Raw genomic sequence first — 18,032 nt, forward strand, 5'->3', positions numbered from 1 at the left:
CCTCTTCGGATTGCTGGAACCGGCCGACGCGGTGCTATCCCGCGTTGCGCTGGACCTGTTGGCCGGCGCCGATCCAGCGCTCGACTTTCTCCAGCAGGGCCCTCGGGCTGATCGGCTTGGGCAGATAATCGTCCATGCCCGCCTCCAGGCATCGTTCGCGATCGCCCTTGAGCGCGTGCGCGGTGACGCCCACGATCGGCACATGCGTGCCGGTTTCCTGTTCCAGCCGACGGATCGCGGCGGTTGCCTCCAGCCCGCTCATCTCCGGCATCGAGACGTCCATCAGGATCATGCACGGATTGAGCCTGCCGAAGGCGTCGAGCGCCTTGCGGCCATTGCCGACAATCTCGAAACCATAGCTGGTCTCGCCGAGAATTTGAGTGAAGACCATCTGGTTCACCTCATTGTCCTCGGCCACGAGAATGTCCAGCCGATGCCCGCCACCGCCAGTGACGGGAGGCCTCGGACGAACCGGCGGCGGCTGCAATTGCGCGCGTTGTTCGGACGGCGCCAGCGGCCATTGGGAAGCGCCGAGGCCTTCGCCTGCCGGCGGCTGGGCGTTGCCGTTCGTCGCATGGCGATGGCGCTGGATGGTCCCGACCAGCGTTTCCAGAAGCGCCGAGGAGCGCGCCGGCTTGATCAACTGGGCGTCTATTCCGAGATCGCGGTAGCTGGTGTTGGCGAGCGACTGGTCGACCGAGGTCAGCATGATGATCGGCGTGTCGGCGAGGCCTTCGGTGTTGCGCACGATGCGGGCCATTTCGGCGCCGCTCATCCCGGGCATCTGGTAGTCGAGCACGACACAATCGACGGGCACGCCATAGGCGGCCGCGGCGATCAGCACCTTCAGCCCCTCGGCGCCGCTTTCGGCCGCGCAGGAATCGAACGTCCATGACGTCATCTGCTCGGTCAGGATGGTGCGGTTGACGGCATTGTCGTCGACGATCAGCACGCGCGCGCCCGTGACGTCCACCGGCATGATGCGCCGCCCATGCTGTTGTTCGGCCCTGGGCAGCGTTACCGTGAACCAGAAAGTCGAGCCCTTGCCCTCGGCGCTCTCGACACCGATTGTGCCGCCCATCAGCTCGACCAGCCGCGAGGTGATGGCAAGGCCGAGCCCGGTGCCTTCGTGCCGCCTTGTCGAGGACGTGTCGACCTGGCTGAATTTTTCGAACACCTGCTTCAGCTTGTCCTCGGGGATACCGATGCCTGTGTCGGTGACGGAGATCGTCAACCGGGTTCCGGTCGGGATCCTCTCGCCGGTCACATCGACCAGCACATGGCCTTCGTCGGTGAATTTCACTGCATTGCCGAGCAGGTTGGTGACGATCTGCCTGATGCGGCCGACATCGCCGATGAACAGGCTTTCGAGCCCCGGCTCGATGCGCACGATGAGCTCGAGATCCTTTTCCTTGGCGCGTGTCGACACCAGCGTCGCCACGTCCTCGATCGCCTCGGCAAGGTTGAAGGGCGCCGGGTCCAGCACCAGCTGGCCGGCATCGATCTTGGAGAAATCCAGGATGTCGTTGATGATCGTCAGAAGCGCGTTGCCCGATTTGACGATGATGTCGGTGAACGTCTTCTGCTTCGCATCGAGATTGGATTTGGCAAGGAGTTCGGCCATGCCCAGCACACCGTTCATCGGCGTGCGGATCTCGTGGCTCATATTGGCGAGGAATTCCGACTTGGCGCGGTCGGCGAGGACGGCGCGCTGGCGCGCCTCGCTGAGTTCCGCCTCGCGCTGCTTGAGCTCGGTGATATCGGTGGTCGAACCGATCAGGTAGAGCGAACCGTCGGAGGCGATCATCGCGCCCTTGCGCGCGAACTGGTGCCTGACGCTGCCGTTGGCTAGCCGCACCGTCTCCTCGATCTCCTGGGTTTCGCCGGTGCGCAGCACGGCCAGATCGCCGGCCACGAAGGCTTCGCCATCCGGCCCGAAGATCTCGACATCGGTCTTGCCGATCGCTTCTTCCTTGCTGAAGCCGGTGAGATCACACCAGCCCTTGTTGACGTAGAACTGCCTGAGATCGGAGCGCTTGGCGTAGATCGACACCGGCACATTGTCGATCAGGCTGCGAAACACCTCGTTCTCGCGCATGCTCTCCTCCAGAGCCTGCTCGCGTGCCTTGACCTCGGTGATGTCGGTGCTGGAACCGACCAGATGCACCGATCCGTCGATGGCCACCAGGCGGCTCTTGCGCGTCATCAACTGCCGCACCGTGCCGTCGCGATGGGTGACGGGCTCCTCGACCTCGCGCACGCTGCCGGTCGCCACGACATCGGTGTCATCATGGCCGTAGCTTTCCGCCGCCTCGGCGCCGAACAGCTGATGGTCGGTCCGGCCAATGACGTCCTCCTTGGCCAGGCCTGTAATCGCGCACCAGGCCTTGTTGACGAATTCGATGCTGAGGTCCTGCGCCTTGATGAAGGCTGCCACCGGCAACTCGTCCATGACGTGCCGGAAGAGATCGATCTGTCGCATCGAATCGCGCAGGGCCGCCTCGCGGCTCTTGATGCCTGTGATGTCGACGCGCACGCCGATGAACGTGCCGTCATCAGCGCGCATGTCGTAGACCTGATGCCAGCTGCCGTCGGGATTGACGCGCTCGAACGACGCGCTGGGCAGGCGGCACCGCGCGAGGACCCCATCGACCCAACGCTGCGGATCGCTGTCGTAGAGTTTGTCGAGCTCCGGATCGCCGCTCTGCCGGAAATAGCCGGCGGAATTGCCGGATGCCAACGCTTCCCGGAAGGTGCGGCCGGGTTGCCATACCGTCTCCAGTTCCGGAACCGCATCCTTCATCTTGCGGTTGGCGAAGACGAAATTGTCATCGCGATCGTAGATGATCACGCCGGCCGGTAGCGATTCGAGCACGCTGGCCAAATGCTTGCGCGCATCCTGCGCCTCGATCTCACGCCGCTTCATCTCCGAGATGTCGAAGAGAAAACCGGCGACATAATCGCGGCCGCTTGCCATGCGGACGCGGTTTTTCCGGACGATGCGCGAGCGGGCAACACCTTCGTCCTCGAAATTTTCCTCGACTTCGTAGATTTGTCCGGTCGACAGGACTTCCCGTTCGCTGTGTTCAAAGAGCGCAGCCTCGGCCGGGCTCAGGAAATCGTTGCCAGGCTTGCCAAGCATGGCTTGCGGTGTCTGGCCGAACAGCGCCGCGAACGCCTCGTTGACGAAGACGAACCTCAGATGATCGTCCTTGACGAAAATCGGATTCTCTACCGCATTGATCACCGCCTCCGCCAGCCTCGCCTTTTCCAGCGCGTCGGCGAGCTCGGTTTCACGACTCTTCATGTCGGTGGCGTCGACATAGGAAATGAGCCGCTTGCCGCCGGCCAGCGGTGCCAGCGATGCGACCAGCGTGCGCCCGTCATTGTGGGGCAATCGTCTGGAACCGGCGACGCCGGCCCTGATTTCGGCTTCGCGCTCGGCGGTGTGGCGTTGCCAGGCAATTTCATCGGCGCCGTAGGGATCGATGCCGCGGCTGGCCTCCATCAGATCGCGGAAGGCCGAGCCGATGCCGGCGCGAGTGGGATCGATCTTCCAGAAATCATAGAAGGCGCGATTGATCACCTCGGCACGCATGTCGGCATCGAGGACGACCACGCCGATCGGCATTGAATCGACCATCGCGCGAAGGTTGGCGAGGCTTTCCGAAGAAAATCGTTCGCCCTGCTTGTGCTCACTGTCTCCGAAGGCGCTGGCCAGCGCGGTGACATTGCGGCCTATGCCGCGATAGCCGGCAAATTTTCCTTCACCGTCGAACCGTGGAAAGCCCGAGGTCAGCACCCAGCGGCAGTCGTCGCGGCCTCCCTTCAGTTCGTAGATGAAATCGCGGAATGGCCGGTGCGCCTGCAGATCTTCCAGATGCGCTGTCGCGCTGCGCTTGCCCTTCAGGACCTGGTTGAGGAAATCGAAGCGGAACCGGCCAAGCACATTGGCTGGATCGATACCGGTGGCAGCCTGGTAGTTTGGCGAAAGCCAGGAAAAGCGCAGCTCGTCGTCGGTTTCCCAGACCCAGTCCGAGCCCAGCTCGACAAGTTGGCGGAGCGCGTCGGCGCAATCCAGATCGGGCGTGCACGATGACCTGTCGCCATCCGCTGTTGCCTTGCCTGCCCCGCCCTTGCCGCGCCCGCCGATCGCTTCGTCCGCTTCCGCCATGCTGTCCCCACCCCGAAAAACAAGGTCGAACCCTCCCTCCGCGGTTCGTCGGCGGAATGTGCCCGACAAGCATTAACGATCCGCTAACCTTAACGGAGCAACCGAGCGGTTCCTGCTGCGTTATTCCGTCCGGTTGTCTGGTGGACCAAGGCCGCGTTATAAGCCCGCAGGGGTGTTGCTAATGTATGGACGGATAGGGCCTTTTTTGCTGGGCGTGACGCTGCTTTTCGGCAGTGGCTGCTCGCGAAGCTATGACGGCACGGTCATCATCCCGCGACCCCTCGACGCCAGGCGTTTCTGGGATCGGCCGCCGCCCAATGTCGACTACCAACCGCAGGTCAACAATGGCGCCATTCCGGTGCCGCCGCAGCAGCCTGGGCAGTTTTCCGAACGCAAGGTCGTGAAGCCGGCCATGCAGAGACGGCGCCAGACGAGGCTTTCGCCGCCGTCTCCGCCATCCTCCGAGCCGGAAAGGCAACTGGCCTGCAGGAATGTGAGCGCGCCAGGCGAAAGGGTTCGCATGGTCTGCGACTAGGGCAATCCTCGCAAAGCTGCAAAGCGGCTTCCCGCTCGGAATTGCTCGAGACCAAAATTACTTTGAAACCAGGAGATGGAGCCGTTCTTCGTTTCCGCGAAACAATGAACTGCCCCCGCAATTCGCCAGAGCCTTGTGGCAAACAGCGCACCTATAGCGATGCCGCGCCCTTCTTCGGCTCCTTTGCCCCTAGTTTGTCGAGCGCAAGCCGAACCTGGCGCAAATCGTCCTGCCAGCCATCATCTTCGCCCATCGGGCTTTCCGACGCGGCTCGCTGCAGGCCGCGTGCCTCGGATTCGATCTTGCGCAGTTCAGCGATCTTCTCATCCTTGGTCAGTGAGCCGTCCTCGACGATCTCCAGAACCCTCATTTCCCTGAACGTGGCCATGGCGTCTCTCCCGGCTGGTGTCGATCACAACGCCGCAAGCACGCGGCTGTTCCAGGCAGATCACGGTTCTATCGGGCAAGCGGCAGGCTCCTCGCTACCCGGGAAGTGGCCGGGCCGTACCACGCGCACCCGGCCGCTTGCCGGCCTCGATCGACTGCCGCTGGGCGATACCCGGAGTATAGGGCGCTGCACCTTTCGTCCAGTTACTGGCAGGGTCCGCGCAAGCGTTGAAGAAGCCGGCCGTGGCAGTTCGCGCCGTGCATTTGCGCTGTTTACCGGGCGAACGATCAATCCGTCGTTACCGGGGCCTGCTCCTGAAACCTTGCCCGGGTTGCGGCGTTGAAGGGGCAAGGGAGAACGCGGATGTCGATCCACTTCACGGTATCGGAACTGACAAGGAACCTTTTTCATTCCCTGGGGCTGGATCACGAGCGCGCGCCAAGGCCGCTCACTCCCGAGCAAAACCTGTTGCTGGAGTGCTATCTGGCCGGGCAAATTCCGGAATCGGCGTGGAGCGACTATGTCTTCGAGACACCGGACCTGGCACGGCATGCCAAGGTACGGCGCCTGAGCCTTTGACCGGGGGCTCGCCCGAAAAGCCACCCCGGCAGAGCTGGAAGCCGTTGTCGGACCGTTGATATATATGTGAGCTTTCCCGGCCCCATCTGCGTCAGGACAACCCGGAAAACTCTGCAAGAACGGCTATTTCTTCGGCGAGACGAATTGCAGCGTGAAGACGTTGCCGCCTATGCCTTGAGCCAGCGTCGGCGAAAAGCTCAGCGGCGTGCAATTCTTGACCGCCGCAACCGCCGCGTCGATGAACGACTTCCGCGCCTTGTCGTCGCCGGCCACCTTGGCGGCGGTCGGACGCGGCGCACCGATCAGCGTGCCGTCGCGCTTGAAACTGAAGCTCAGGGTTACGGTCGAATCCCCGGCATCGGGCGGCGGCGTCCAGCACGCCTGAATCGCTGCCCCGACATCATCCATAGTGTTGAGCGTTGCGGCATGCGACGGGAGGAGTGTGCCAACCAGCATTCCGCCGGCGATGATCAGCGTCGCAGCCATGCTTTTCATTGCAAGCCCTCATCTCGCTCCCAGGCCGACATTCTTTGCCCGACCCGTTGAAAGGGATGTTAGAGCCAACGCCGGCAATGACAATATCCCGGCGCAAAAAGTTGATGCTCTGGCGTTGCCTGATCGCTGTCCCGTGATGTTCCAGCATGGGGCCGAAAAGCAAAAGGCCGGCAATGAGCCGACCTTTCCTTTCACCGATATTGCGCCAGTACATCCGTGGTCGCGCGGTGAATTCCTGACAGTAGACAGGGTCTTGGTTAACGAACCCTTAACCTCAGGCCGTCGCCTGCGACCTCACATGGGCGATATAGCCACGCACGTCGCCGGCCGGCTCGGCATAGGCCTTGCCGAGCTTCTTCTCGATCGTCGCCATGTACTCTTTCGCCCATTTGGGCAGCGGATAGTCGATGACAGCCAGGAATTCGAGCGTCGCCGCCAGCCGGATGTCGGCGATCGACGGATGCTTGCCGCCGATGAACGGCTTGCCGTTCCTGAAGAAGCTGTGGAAGATCTCCAGCGGCTCGGCGATCGCGGCCATGGCGGCCTTCTGCGCTTCGGACTTCTTGTCCGGGTGGGCGTCGCTGTGGCCGACCTCGCCGGCATATTGCGGGAAGCCGAGCAACGGATAGGTGGCGCGCGCCACATACGGGTAGAGCGTACCGACCAGATAGAACATGGCGCTGTCGACCATGGCCCGCTTGGCCGGCGACTTGGGGTAGAATTTCTCCAGCCCGTGCTTGTTTGCGAGATACTGCATGATGGCGCAGCTTTCCCACAACACACCTCTGGGAAGGCCCTTGTCTTCGATCATCGGCGTCAAATGCGACGGGTTTCGCGCGGTGAATTCGGGCGAGCGCGTATGGCCCCAGGCATCGGTTTCGGCGGCATCCAGCCCGGCCGCGCGCGCGAACACCCGTACAGTCATGTTGTTGACGCTGGGCTTCAGCATGCTGAGCTTCACGGCAGGTTTCTTCGCCGATTTCGCCTTGCCCTTCGCAACGGGCCTGGCAGTGGCCTTGGCCGCCGGCCTTGCCACTGTTTTTGCCGCCGGCTTTACGGCTGATTTCACCGCCGGCTTGGCCACTGATTTCGCCGCGGATTTCTTCGGACTCTTCGTCGCTGTCTTCGCCATTTGCTCCTCCCTCTGATCCGTTCAGTAAGGATTCTTCGGTGTCCGGTCGTTCGACAAGGTTGCGCGGGAACGCTCGACGAGCGCCTGAATCGCGTCGGCGAGATGCACTTCCGTGATATTGTAGTCGCCGCGCGCCAAACGCAGCCTGTGCGCTTCCATCAGCACGTCGGCATAGGTAAAGCCCACCGGCGGCTCGAAACGGTAGGAGGCGAGCTCGATCAGCAGCCCGAGCGGATCCTCGAAATAGATCGAATCCATGAAGCCGCGATCCTTGACGCCGCTGTGCTTGATGTCGCGCTCGTCGAGCCGGGCGACCGCTTGCAGGAAGGTGACGCGCGACACCGCAAACGCGATGTGATGGACGCAGCCCGGATCGGTCGGCGTGCGCCGCTTCTGCGGCGTACGGCTCTCATCGGTGAAGACGGTGATCAGCCGGCCGTCGCCCGGATCGAAATAGAGATGGCTCTCGCTGGCCTTGTCGAGGTTGGGCTGTTCGAAAATGAACGGCATGCCAAGCACGCCTTCCCAGAAATCGATTGAGGTCTGGCGCCCGGCGCCGACCAGCGTGATGTGATGGACGCCCTGCGATTGCAGTTTCTGCATTGGCCTCTCCCAGCGGCACCAGCCGCCCGTGCGGACCTGCCCGGCATCCGGCGTTCTGCGCGCCGCCTGAGCCCGGCTTCAAGATCCATGTCGTGATGCTAATGCAATCAGCCCTGCGGCGCCAGCAGCAACGATTCCTAGCGATGCGCGGCGGTGCAAGGAGGCTTGGCGTTCAAGGTCGAGGGCTTTTCCAGATGATGCAGGGCACAATCGCAACGCGAAACCGCCCGTTCTGACCGAAGCCAGGCTATACCACAGCCCTAAGCTCCGTTTCCGCCAGTATCCCCACGCCGCCACACTCGGTGCAGGCGAGGGTCTTCCCGGGGCAACCGGTCTGATGCGTCCCTTGCGGACAGCAATGTCCTTTTGACGTACACCATCTTGAGCAATCGAAAACCTTGCCGCAGCCGTGGCAGCGCGGGCAAATTATCTTCACCGAGGCCATTCCAACTCTACCCCAACCCAAATCCGCGCTGCCGCGGATGCAACCCCGCGCCGCAACTAGCAGAAATCGCTATGCTTTCAAGCGTCGCGGCCTGACTTAAATTGGGTGTATTCGGTCAATTGGCGACACCGGGTTGGTGGGTGACGAATCCGTTCGACGATCAGCCGGCTCGCAGCACCGAGGGTGGTGGGGCGCAAGCTTTTAACCGCTATTTTGACGGTTTTCCGTTGATCAGAGCTAAGTGCTTGATATGTCGTGGTACGCCCAAGGGGAATCGAACCCCTGTTCCCGCCGTGAGAGGGCGGTGTCCTGACCGCTAGACGATGGGCGCGCTCAAGAACCGGCGATATAGGCTGACGGCCGACAAAAAGCAACTGGGGTTCGGCCGCTTTACCGCATCGAACAAAAAGCTGCCCGCGCGTTATCGCTTGGGCTCGATGAGGTCCCAGAGATTGCCGTGCAGATCGGCGAAAACCGCCACCGTGCCATAGGGCTCGAAACGCGGCGCCTCGCGGAATTCGACGCCCTGTTCCAGCATCGTCGCATGGTCACGTGCGAAGTCATCTGTTTCGAGGAACAGGAAAACCCGCCCGCCGGTCTGGTTGCCGATGCTTTTCCTCTGCGCCTCGTCCGACGCCTCGGCCAGGAGCAGTCTGGCACCTTGCCCGTTGGCCGGCGCCACCGCCACCCAGCGTTTGCCGTCGCCGAGATCGACATCCTCAACGAGCCGGAAACCCAGCCGCCCGACATACCACGCAATCGCCTCGTCATAGTTGGCCACGACCAGCGCAACGGTGGCAACACGGCGACGTTCGGCAAACCCGGTCATTGTTGCGGCCGGCCTATTTGTTGCGAATTGCAAAACGGCCGATCAGGCGGCGCTCCGCCGTGTCGTAGACGAAGATCGTGCGGCCGCCGTCGGCAAGTTCGGCATCGATCGAGACGCGATTGCCGGACAGCGACTGGCTGACCACCTTGGCGCCGACCGGCAGCACGATGTCGGCGCTGATCGGCTCGCCCGCGGGTGCCTGGACGTCGCCGGCCAGCGACGGGCTCGCCGGCGGCGTGTTGCGCGCTTTGTAGACAAGGGCTCCGATCACCACCATAAGGGCAAGAAACAGCAGGCCGAGATTGATCCCGACGAAACGGATGAGTTTCCTGCGAACCTTTTCGACTTCAGGGTCGAGCGGCTTTTCGTGATCTTCGTCGGCGATTGGCCTGACCATGGCAAACAGTTCCGGAACTTTTTCGATGAGCGCTCATAACGAAGAGGCCCCTGAATTAATAGAGGACCAATTCATGGCGGCCGCGCCGACCGTGCTTGTGGCGGGCGCGGATGCGGCCGGCCAGCGCCTGGATCAATGGCTGGCCGCCCGGCTTGGTCCGGACATGTCGCGCAGCCGCGTGCAGATGCTGATCCGGCAGGGCGCGGTGATGATCGACGACAGGCCGGTCGACGAGACCAAGCGCAAGATGACACCAGGCGAAAGCGTATCGGTCGCCATGCCGGAACCGAAGCCGGCCTCGCCACGGGGTGAAAACATCGCGCTCGATGTGCTCTACGAGGACGATGCGCTGATCGTCGTCAACAAGCCGGCGGGGCTCGTCGTGCATCCCGGCGCCGGCAACTGGACCGGCACGCTGGTCAATGCGCTGATCCATCACTGCGGCGACAGCCTGTCGGGCATTGGCGGCGTGCGTCGGCCCGGCATTGTCCATCGCCTCGACAAGGAAACCAGCGGCGTCATGGTGGTGGCCAAGACCGACCGCGCCCACAAGGCCCTGTCCGAAGCCTTCGCCGATCACGGCCGAACCGGTGATCTCGAACGCGCCTATCTGGCTTTGGTGTGGGGCATACCGCAAAGGCCGACCGGAACGGTCGATGCACCGCTCGGCCGGGCCGCCGACCGGGTGCGTCGCGCCGTGGTGCCGGAAGGGCGCGACGACGCACGCCATGCCGTCACCCACTTCGCCGTGCAGGAGCGCTTCGGCGAAAACCAGCGGGAATTCGCCACCGCGAGCCTTGTCGAATGCCGGCTGGAAACCGGCCGCACCCACCAGATCCGCGTCCACATGGCCCATATCGGCCATCCCGTGGTTGGCGACCCCGACTATGGCCAGGCCTTCCGCACCAAGGCCAATCGGCTGCCGGAACCGCTGAAAAGTCAGGTCAAGTCATTTTCCCGGCAGGCTTTGCATGCCTGGCTCCTTGCATTTCGGCATCCCGATACCCATCTAACGATGAGGTTCGAGGCGCCGATGCCGGAGGACATGGAGAAACTCGTCGGCGGCTTCCGCGATCTCTGAACCTGCCATCAACAAGCTCGAAACCAGCCATCAAAAACCTGACTGGCATTGTTCACTTCAGCGTGACACACTGTTTCGTGTTGAACAAATGCTGTCTTTTCTGGTTTTGTTCCTGTATACATCCGATGGCGCGAGCGAGCCTTATGGTGCTCGCGTCACATGCTCGCCGCGTTTCGGGGGCATTACTCCAATAGAGAGGGGGCGCTATCATGGCCCAGTCATTACCCAGTATCGTTTCCGGTGAAGGCGGTCTCAGCCGCTACCTGGAAGAAATCCGTCGCTTTCCCATGCTTCAGCCGCAGGAAGAGTACATGCTCGCCAAGCGTTATGCCGAGCATGAAGACACGTCCGCCGCGCACAAGCTCGTCACCAGCCATCTGAGGCTCGTCGCCAAGATCGCCATGGGCTATCGCGGCTACGGCCTGCCGATCGGCGAAGTGATCTCGGAAGGCAATGTCGGCCTGATGCAGGCCGTCAAGAAATTCGAACCCGAGCGTGGCTTCCGCCTCGCGACCTATGCCATGTGGTGGATCAAGGCCTCGATCCAGGAATACATCCTGCGCTCGTGGAGCCTGGTCAAGATGGGCACGACCGCCAACCAGAAGCGTCTGTTCTTCAACCTGCGCAAGGTGAAGGGCAAGATCCAGGCGCTGGACGACGGCGACCTCAAGCCCGACCAGATTGCCGAGATCGCCACGCGGCTGAACGTTTCCGAAGCCGAAGTCGTGTCGATGAACCGCCGCCTGTCGGGCGACGCCTCGCTCAACGCGCCGATCCGCGCGACGGAAGGCGAGTCCGGCGAATGGCAGGACTGGCTGGTCGATGACCACGAAAGCCAGGAAGAGATGCTGATCGAGCAGGACGAGTTGGAGAACCGGCGCGGCATGCTGTCGGGCGCTCTTGCCGTGCTCAACGATCGCGAGCGGCGCATTTTCGAGGCCCGTCGCCTCGCCGAGGAGCCGCTGACCCTGGAAGAGCTGTCGGCCGAGTTCGACATCAGCCGCGAGCGCGTGCGCCAGATCGAGGTGCGCGCCTTCGAGAAGGTGCAGGACGCGGTCAAGGCCGCCGCCAAGCGCCAGACCCAGGCGCTGCGCACCATCGAGGCGCAGCCGGCGGCTTAACGTCGGGTTCGGTTAGAAACAAAAGCGGCGTCAGGAAACCGGCGCCGCTTTTTTTGTGGGTTTCAGCCTTCGCGATGGGGGTCTCTTCGCCCCCCACTGCGTGGAGCGAGGAACCCAGGTTCTGCAAGGCATCCGCTATTGCGGCGTGCTGGCGAAACGCTATCGTATCCCCTCAAAGCCCATCCAAGGGAAACTTCAGATACCGCCTTCCGTTGGCTTCCGGTTCCGGCAGGCGCCCGCCATTCATGTTGATCTGCAAGGCATGCAGGATCAGCCGCGGCATCGGCAACGTCCGGTCGCGCGCCTCGCGCAGGGCGACGAACTCGGCCTCGCTGTGTGCAGCGCCGAGATGGATGTTGCTGGCCTTCTGCGCGGCGACCGTACTTTCCCACCGAGGCTCGCGGCCACCGGTCTGATAATCGTGGCCAACGAACACGCGCGTCTCGTCGGGCAGCGCCAGGATCTCCTGGATCGAGCGCCACAGCCGCGCGGCACTGCCGCCGGGAAAGTCCGCCCGCGCCGTGCCGCTGTCGGGCATGAACAGCGTGTCATGCACGAAGGCGGCGTCACCGATCACATAGGTGATCGAGGCCAGCGTGTGTCCGGGCGAGAACAGCACCTTGACCGGGATGGTCCCGACCTGGAATATCTCGCCTTGCCTGAACAGCCTGTCCCATTGCGAGCCGTCGGCCGGAAAATCCGGCCAGTTGTAGATCGCCTTCCACAGTGCCTGGACGTCAACGATCCTGTCGCCGATCGCCATCGGCGCTCCTGTCTTCTCTCTCAGATAGTGCGCGGCCGAGAAATGGTCAGCATGCGGGTGGGTGTCGAGTATCCACTCGAGCTCCAGCCCGTTTTCCCTGACAAAATCGAGCACCGCGTCGACGCTCTTTGTCGCCGTTGCGCCGGATCTCTCATCGAAATCGAGAAGCGGGTCGATGATGGCGCACCGCCTCGTCGCCGGATCGGCGACGACATACTGGACGGCCCCCGTCGGCTTGTCATAGAAGCCCCTGACCTGCGGTCTTGCCAAAGCCACGTCCAAAGCGAGCTTCCCCAACCCATTGCCGGCCGGAACGATTTTCTCCGCCGAACCCCAACAGAGGCATGGTTGTCCACCCAAGCGGGCCAGTCAAGCATGACTTGGCCCGGGAGGAAGGAAAAGGCAAAAACCCTTCCGGCGCTGTTTCAGGCGGACGGCTGCTTGGTCTTCCTGAGATAGGGCAGGATGGTCTCGTAGGCGCCGAAGCGCTTGATCGCGTCCTCGTTGGAAACAGCGGCGGTGATGATGACGTCCTCGCCCTGCTTCCAGTTCGCCGGCGTCGCCACCTGATGCTTGGCGGTCAGTTGCATGGAATCGACCGCGCGCAGAATCTCGTCGAAGTTGCGGCCCGTGGTCATCGGATAGGTCAGCACCAGCTTGATCTTCTTGTCCGGCCCGATGACATAGACCGAGCGCACGGTGGCGTTGTCGGCGGGCGTGCGGCCTTCCGAGGTCTCGCCAGCGCCTGCCGGCAGCATGTCGTAGAGCTTGGCGACCTTGAGGTCCTTGTCGCCGATCAGCGGATAGTGAACCGATTGGCCGGTCGCCGTCCTGATGTCGGCCTGCCATTTTTCGTGGCTCGCGACCGGATCAACCGAAATGCCGATGATCTTGACATTGCGCTTCTTGAACTCGCCTTCGAGCCCCGCCATCGTGCCAAGCTCGGTCGTGCAGACCGGCGTGAAATTCTTTGGATGGCTGAACAGGATCGCCCAGCCGTCGCCGATCCAGTCATGGAACTTGATCGTCCCTTGCGTCGTCTCCGCGGTGAAATCCGGTGCAATGTCGTTGATACGAAGGCTCATGGCTTATCCCTACCTTGTGACAAATGCCGCCAACCCACTGCCGCGGCTCGGCACCCTTTCTAGCACCCTCGGCAGCGACCTACAAAATGCTTAAAGCCCCCAGCGGCAGCGCTGGCGGCGAAATTTCCGTCCTTCATGGCAGGGACGGCAGGAGTTTTCAGATATCCGCTGAACCCATAACGCCCAGAGGGGTCCGACTTTGGAAGAGCGATCACGCCTTGTTGATCGCCAGCGTCACCGTCAGATCTTCCATGCGCTGCGCCAGCGCGCCAAGCGCGTTGGTCAGCACGCTGTCGTTTCTGTCAGCCTTGGTTAGCGCCTCGTCGCGGGTCTTGCGCAAGGTCAGCACTTCGCTTTCCATGCCCTTGACGCGTTTCTGCAGTTCCGAAAGCTCGTCCATCACCATGATCCCGGCCATCACGGTCAGGCGCTGGTCGCCGATCTCGCCAAAAGAATCCTTCAGATGCGAGACATATCGGTCGAAGCGCTCGGCAAGGTCGATCAGATGCTCTTCCTGGCCCTCGTCGCAGGCCATGCGATACTGCTTGCCGTCGATTGAAACCGTGACCTGTGCCATGGGCCAGCTCCTATCTGTCCAACACGGCGCGGATGGTTTCCATGGCGGTCACCAGCCGTCGCGATACTTCCTTGTTGGCATCTTCCAGCCGTTCGGCGCGCGCTTCGGAATTGTCGAGTTCCTGCGCCAGCCGCGAGCGGTCGGCATTCATCCGCTGCACCTCGGCCTCGGCTTCCGAATAGTCGCGTTCATGCTCCAGCTTGGCCGCGACGGCATTTTCCAGCCCTTCAATGGCCTTGCCCAGCCTTGCGATCACTTCCTTGAGCGTGGTTTCCCCGGTCATGGCCTTCGTCCTGTGCCCTGCCCATCACCGAATCGTTCGCGTTCAGAACGCGTTATCCCCGAAACATTAGGCACCGGGTGAAGGCGACGTCAACAAAGCTCTCGCGACTGTCCCCTGCTAAGGCTCATGTAGGCCCGCCGCCGGCATCACAAGACCGGCAAATGTGCACCCGATTTGTTGACTAAAAACCCGCGCCTGCTATGTGTCGCGCACCCTTTTCAAGGGCTCTCCCAAGCCCCAAACCCTCACCCCGGAGGAACCATGACGTCGCGTGAACAACATGACCGGATGGCCAATGCGATCCGTTTTCTCTCCATGGACGCCGTTGAAAAGGCGAATTCCGGGCATCCCGGCCTGCCCATGGGCTGCGCCGACATCGCCACGGTACTGTTCACCCGCTTCCTGAAATATGACCCCAAGGCGCCGCACTGGCCCGACCGCGACCGCTTCATCCTGTCGGCTGGCCATGGCTCGATGCTGCTCTATTCGCTGCTGCACCTGACCGGCTACGAAGACATGACCATCGACCAGATCAAGCATTTCCGCCAGTTGGGCTCCAAGACCGCCGGCCATCCCGAATACGGTCACGCCACCGGCATTGAAACCACAACCGGCCCGCTCGGCCAGGGCCTCGCCAATTCGGTCGGCTTCGCGCTCGGCGAGCGCATCATGAACGCCGCCTTCGGTAACGACCTCGTCGACCACTACACCTATGTGCTGGCCGGCGACGGCTGCCTGATGGAAGGCGTTAGCCAGGAAGCCATCGCGCTTGCCGGGCACCTCAAGCTCAACAAGCTGATCGTTTTCTGGGACAACAACAACATCTCGATCGACGGTCCGGTATCGCTGGCCGACAACACCGACCAGGTCGCCCGCTTCCAGGCCTCGGGCTGGAACGCCAGCCATATCGACGGTACGGATCCGGAAGCGATCGCCTATGCCATCGAAGCCGCCCGCCATTCCGACAAGCCGACGATGATCGCCTGCAAGACGACCATCGGCTTCGGCGCGCCGACCAAGGCCGGCACCAACAAGGCGCACGGCTCGCCGCTCGGCGCCGATGAGATCGCCGGCGCCCGCAAGTTCTTCAACTGGGACTCGCCGCCCTTCGAAATCCCGGCCGACATCCTCGACGCCTGGCGCACCGCCGGCAAGGCTGGCGTCAAGGCCCGCACCGACTGGGAAGGCCGCCTTGCCAAGGCCGACGCCAAGCTGAAGGCCGAGTTCGAGCGCCGTCTCGCCGGCAAACTGCCGCCCAACTTCGACGCCGTCATCGCCGACTACAAGAAGAAGCTGTCCGTCGACAAGCCCAAGGTCGCTACCCGCAAATCGTCGGAAATGGCGCTGGAGGTCATCAACGGTGCCGTGCCCGAAACCATCGGCGGTTCGGCCGATCTGACCGGCTCCAACAACACCAAGACAAGCCAGACCAAGAACATCACGCCTGATGACTACGGCCAGCGCTATGTCCACTACGGCATCCGCGAGCACGGCATGGCGGCGGCGATCAACGGGCTGACGCTGCATGGCGGCCTGATCGCCTATGGCGGCACCTTCCTGTGCTTCTCCGACTATGCCCGCCCCGCAATGCGGCTTTCCTCACTGATGGGCATCCGCTCGATCTTCGTCATGACCCATGATTCGATCGGTCTGGGCGAAGACGGTCCGACCCACCAGCCGGTCGAGCATCTGGCGGCATTGCGTGCCATCCCGAACCACAATGTCTTCCGCCCGGCCGACGCGGTGGAAGCCGCCGAGTGCTGGCAGATCGCCCTTGAATCGGAAAAGACGCCGTCAACGCTGGCGCTGACCCGTCAGAACTTGCCGACGGTGCGCACCGAGTTCACCGAAAAGAACCTCAGCAGCCAGGGCGCCTATGAGCTCGCCGCCGCCAATGGCGAGGCGGCGGTGACCATCTTCGCCACCGGCTCCGAGGTCGAGATCGCGCTTGGCGCCCGCGACCTGCTGGAGAAGCATGGCCATCCGACCCGCGTCGTCTCGGTGCCTTGCTTTGAACTGTTCGACAAGCAGAGCGACGATTACCGCAAGAAGACGATCGGCGACGCGCCGATCAAAATGGCGATCGAAGCCGGTATCCGCCAGGGCTGGGATCATTTCATCGGCTCGGACGGCATCTTCGTGGGGATGACCGGCTTTGGCGCCTCGGGCACCATCGAACAGCTCTATCCGCATTTCGGCATCACCGCCGAGGCGGCCGCCAAGGCAGCCGAAGCTCGCCTGCACGGCAAATAAGGCCTGGTCCCGCCGCGAGGTCGCCTAGGCGACTTCGCGGGTCTGATCGACTAAATCGATTTAAATCCATGCCGCTGCGGCTGGATTCTTTGTCCGTCCGCCGCTATGAAGCTGCGGACCAATTGTCCGCCCTCCAGCTCCCCGGGAGAGAAAAATGACTGTCAGAGTTGCCATCAACGGATTCGGCCGCATCGGCCGCAACATCCTGCGCGCCATCCATGAATCCGGCCGCAAGGACATCGAGGTCGTCGCCGTCAATGATCTTGGCCCGGTCGAGACCAATGCGCATCTGCTGCGCTTTGACAGCGTGCATGGCCGCTTTCCCCATGAAGTGTCCGTTTCCGGCGACCAGATCACGGTTGGCAAGGAAAAGTTCAAGGTCACCGCGATCAAGGATCCGACGCAGCTGCCGTGGAAGGAACTGGGCATCGACGTCGCGCTCGAATGCACCGGTATCTTCACCGCCCGCGACAAGGCCGCCGCGCACCTGACCGCCGGCGCCAAGCGCGTCCTCGTTTCGGCTCCCGCCGAAGGTGCCGACCTCACCGTCGTCTACGGCATCAACCACGACAAGCTGACCAAGGACCATATCGTCATCTCGAACGCGTCCTGCACCACCAACTGCCTTGCGCCGCTGGCGGCCGTGCTGCACGAGACGGTCGGCATCGAAAAAGGCATGATGACGACGATTCACTCCTACACCGGCGATCAGCCGACGCTGGACACCATGCACAAGGATCTCTACCGCGCCCGCGCCGCGGCCCTTTCGCAGATACCGACCTCGACCGGCGCCGCCAAGGCGATCGGCCTTGTGCTCCCCGACCTCAAGGGCAAGCTCGACGGTATCTCGATCCGCGTGCCGACCCCGAACGTCTCGGTCGTCGACTTCAAGTTCATCGCCAAGCGACCGACCACGGTGCAGGAAATCAACGACGCGGTCATCGCCGCCTCGAACGGCAAGCTGAAGGGCGTGCTGTCGGTCACCCATCATCCGAACGTCTCGGTCGACTTCAACCACGATCCGCATTCCTCGATCATGGCGCTCGACCAGACCAAGGTCATGGACGGCAACTTCGTCTCCGTGCTGTCGTGGTACGACAACGAGTGGGGCTTCTCCAACCGCATGTCCGATACCGCCGTCGCTTTCGGCAAGACCATCGCCTGATCGCGAGCCAGTCTTCGAGAGATCAGAAACGCCCGGCTTCGGCCGGGCGTTCAGACTGCTGACGAACCCCGTCGATTTTCGGCGGGGTTTTGTTTTGCGCGTTGATTGAGCTTTGTAAATTGGTGTC

General features: G+C 62.5%; 17 protein-coding genes and 1 tRNA gene. 6 read left to right on the forward strand and 12 right to left on the reverse strand.

Going from position 1 to position 18,032, the window contains the following annotated elements:
- Positions 1-34 precede the first annotated feature (34 nt).
- Complete coding sequence (locus tag FJ934_RS09025) at positions 35-4,174, reverse strand: PAS domain-containing protein (RefSeq protein WP_140608878.1); 4,140 nt, start codon at positions 4,172-4,174, stop codon at positions 35-37.
- 181 nt (positions 4,175-4,355) lie between these two features.
- On the opposite strand from FJ934_RS09025, the gene FJ934_RS09030 reads away from it, so the two are divergent.
- A complete protein-coding gene (locus FJ934_RS09030) occupies positions 4,356-4,709 on the forward strand; it encodes a hypothetical protein (RefSeq protein ID WP_246671467.1) in 354 nt (117 codons plus the stop codon).
- Between the two features lie 151 nt (positions 4,710-4,860).
- Here the strand turns inward: FJ934_RS09030 and FJ934_RS09035 are convergent, their stop codons facing one another.
- Positions 4,861-5,097: a hypothetical protein gene (locus tag FJ934_RS09035; RefSeq protein WP_140608882.1), complete on the reverse strand. Its 237-nt coding sequence runs from the start codon at positions 5,095-5,097 to the stop codon at positions 4,861-4,863.
- A gap of 363 nt (positions 5,098-5,460) precedes the next feature.
- Between FJ934_RS09035 and FJ934_RS09040 the strand changes: the two genes are divergently transcribed.
- Complete coding sequence (locus FJ934_RS09040; RefSeq protein WP_140608884.1) at positions 5,461-5,676, forward strand: hypothetical protein; 216 nt, start codon at positions 5,461-5,463, stop codon at positions 5,674-5,676.
- Positions 5,677-5,799: 123 nt separating this feature from the next.
- Here the strand turns inward: FJ934_RS09040 and FJ934_RS09045 are convergent, their stop codons facing one another.
- The 6 genes from FJ934_RS09045 to FJ934_RS09070 form a co-directional block, all read right to left on the reverse strand.
- Positions 5,800-6,171, reverse strand: coding sequence for a cell envelope integrity protein TolA (locus FJ934_RS09045; RefSeq protein ID WP_140608886.1), 372 nt, complete (start codon positions 6,169-6,171; stop codon positions 5,800-5,802).
- A 274-nt stretch (positions 6,172-6,445) separates the two neighbouring features.
- Entirely contained in the window at positions 6,446-7,303 is an 858-nt protein-coding gene (locus FJ934_RS09050; protein ID WP_140608888.1) for a glutathione S-transferase family protein, read from the reverse strand.
- A gap of 21 nt (positions 7,304-7,324) precedes the next feature.
- Complete coding sequence (locus FJ934_RS09055; protein ID WP_140608890.1) at positions 7,325-7,906, reverse strand: VOC family protein; 582 nt, start codon at positions 7,904-7,906, stop codon at positions 7,325-7,327.
- 701 nt (positions 7,907-8,607) lie between these two features.
- A tRNA-Glu gene (locus FJ934_RS09060) sits at positions 8,608-8,682 on the reverse strand.
- A gap of 90 nt (positions 8,683-8,772) precedes the next feature.
- Positions 8,773-9,180 carry a VOC family protein gene (locus FJ934_RS09065; protein WP_140608892.1) on the reverse strand — a complete coding sequence of 136 codons (408 nt, stop codon included), beginning with the start codon at positions 9,178-9,180 and terminating at the stop codon, positions 8,773-8,775.
- Between the two features lie 13 nt (positions 9,181-9,193).
- The gene (locus tag FJ934_RS09070; RefSeq protein ID WP_140608894.1) at positions 9,194-9,577 is read right to left on the reverse strand and encodes a fimbrial protein; all 384 of its coding nucleotides are present in this window, start codon (positions 9,575-9,577) and stop codon (positions 9,194-9,196) included.
- Positions 9,578-9,602: 25 nt separating this feature from the next.
- On the opposite strand from FJ934_RS09070, the gene FJ934_RS09075 reads away from it, so the two are divergent.
- Both FJ934_RS09075 and rpoH read left to right on the forward strand, forming a co-directional pair.
- Positions 9,603-10,658 (forward strand): RluA family pseudouridine synthase, encoded by a 1,056-nt coding sequence (locus tag FJ934_RS09075; protein WP_140608896.1) that lies wholly within the window; start codon positions 9,603-9,605, stop codon positions 10,656-10,658.
- 209 nt (positions 10,659-10,867) lie between these two features.
- Complete coding sequence (rpoH, locus tag FJ934_RS09080) at positions 10,868-11,779, forward strand: RNA polymerase sigma factor RpoH (protein ID WP_027053961.1); 912 nt, start codon at positions 10,868-10,870, stop codon at positions 11,777-11,779.
- A gap of 172 nt (positions 11,780-11,951) precedes the next feature.
- On the opposite strand, the gene FJ934_RS09085 is transcribed toward rpoH, so the two are convergent.
- From FJ934_RS09085 to FJ934_RS09100, 4 genes are all read right to left on the reverse strand, one after another.
- Complete coding sequence (locus FJ934_RS09085) at positions 11,952-12,812, reverse strand: MBL fold metallo-hydrolase (RefSeq protein WP_246671468.1); 861 nt, start codon at positions 12,810-12,812, stop codon at positions 11,952-11,954.
- A 155-nt stretch (positions 12,813-12,967) separates the two neighbouring features.
- Positions 12,968-13,627, reverse strand: a complete 660-nt coding sequence (locus FJ934_RS09090; RefSeq protein WP_140608900.1) for a peroxiredoxin — start codon at positions 13,625-13,627, stop codon at positions 12,968-12,970.
- Between the two features lie 211 nt (positions 13,628-13,838).
- On the reverse strand, positions 13,839-14,204 hold the full coding sequence (locus tag FJ934_RS09095) for a cell division protein ZapA (protein WP_140608902.1): 366 nt from the start codon (positions 14,202-14,204) through the stop codon (positions 13,839-13,841).
- A gap of 10 nt (positions 14,205-14,214) precedes the next feature.
- A complete protein-coding gene (locus FJ934_RS09100; protein WP_006200774.1) occupies positions 14,215-14,487 on the reverse strand; it encodes a DUF4164 domain-containing protein in 273 nt (90 codons plus the stop codon).
- A 261-nt stretch (positions 14,488-14,748) separates the two neighbouring features.
- Between FJ934_RS09100 and tkt the strand changes: the two genes are divergently transcribed.
- Entirely contained in the window at positions 14,749-16,740 is a 1,992-nt protein-coding gene (tkt, locus tag FJ934_RS09105) for a transketolase (protein WP_140608904.1), read from the forward strand.
- Between the two features lie 154 nt (positions 16,741-16,894).
- Positions 16,895-17,905, forward strand: a complete 1,011-nt coding sequence (gap, locus tag FJ934_RS09110; RefSeq protein WP_140608906.1) for a type I glyceraldehyde-3-phosphate dehydrogenase — start codon at positions 16,895-16,897, stop codon at positions 17,903-17,905.
- Positions 17,906-18,032: the final 127 nt, after the last annotated feature.

Source organism: Mesorhizobium sp. B2-4-12, from assembly GCF_006441575.1.
Lineage (GTDB): Bacteria > Pseudomonadota > Alphaproteobacteria > Rhizobiales > Rhizobiaceae > Mesorhizobium.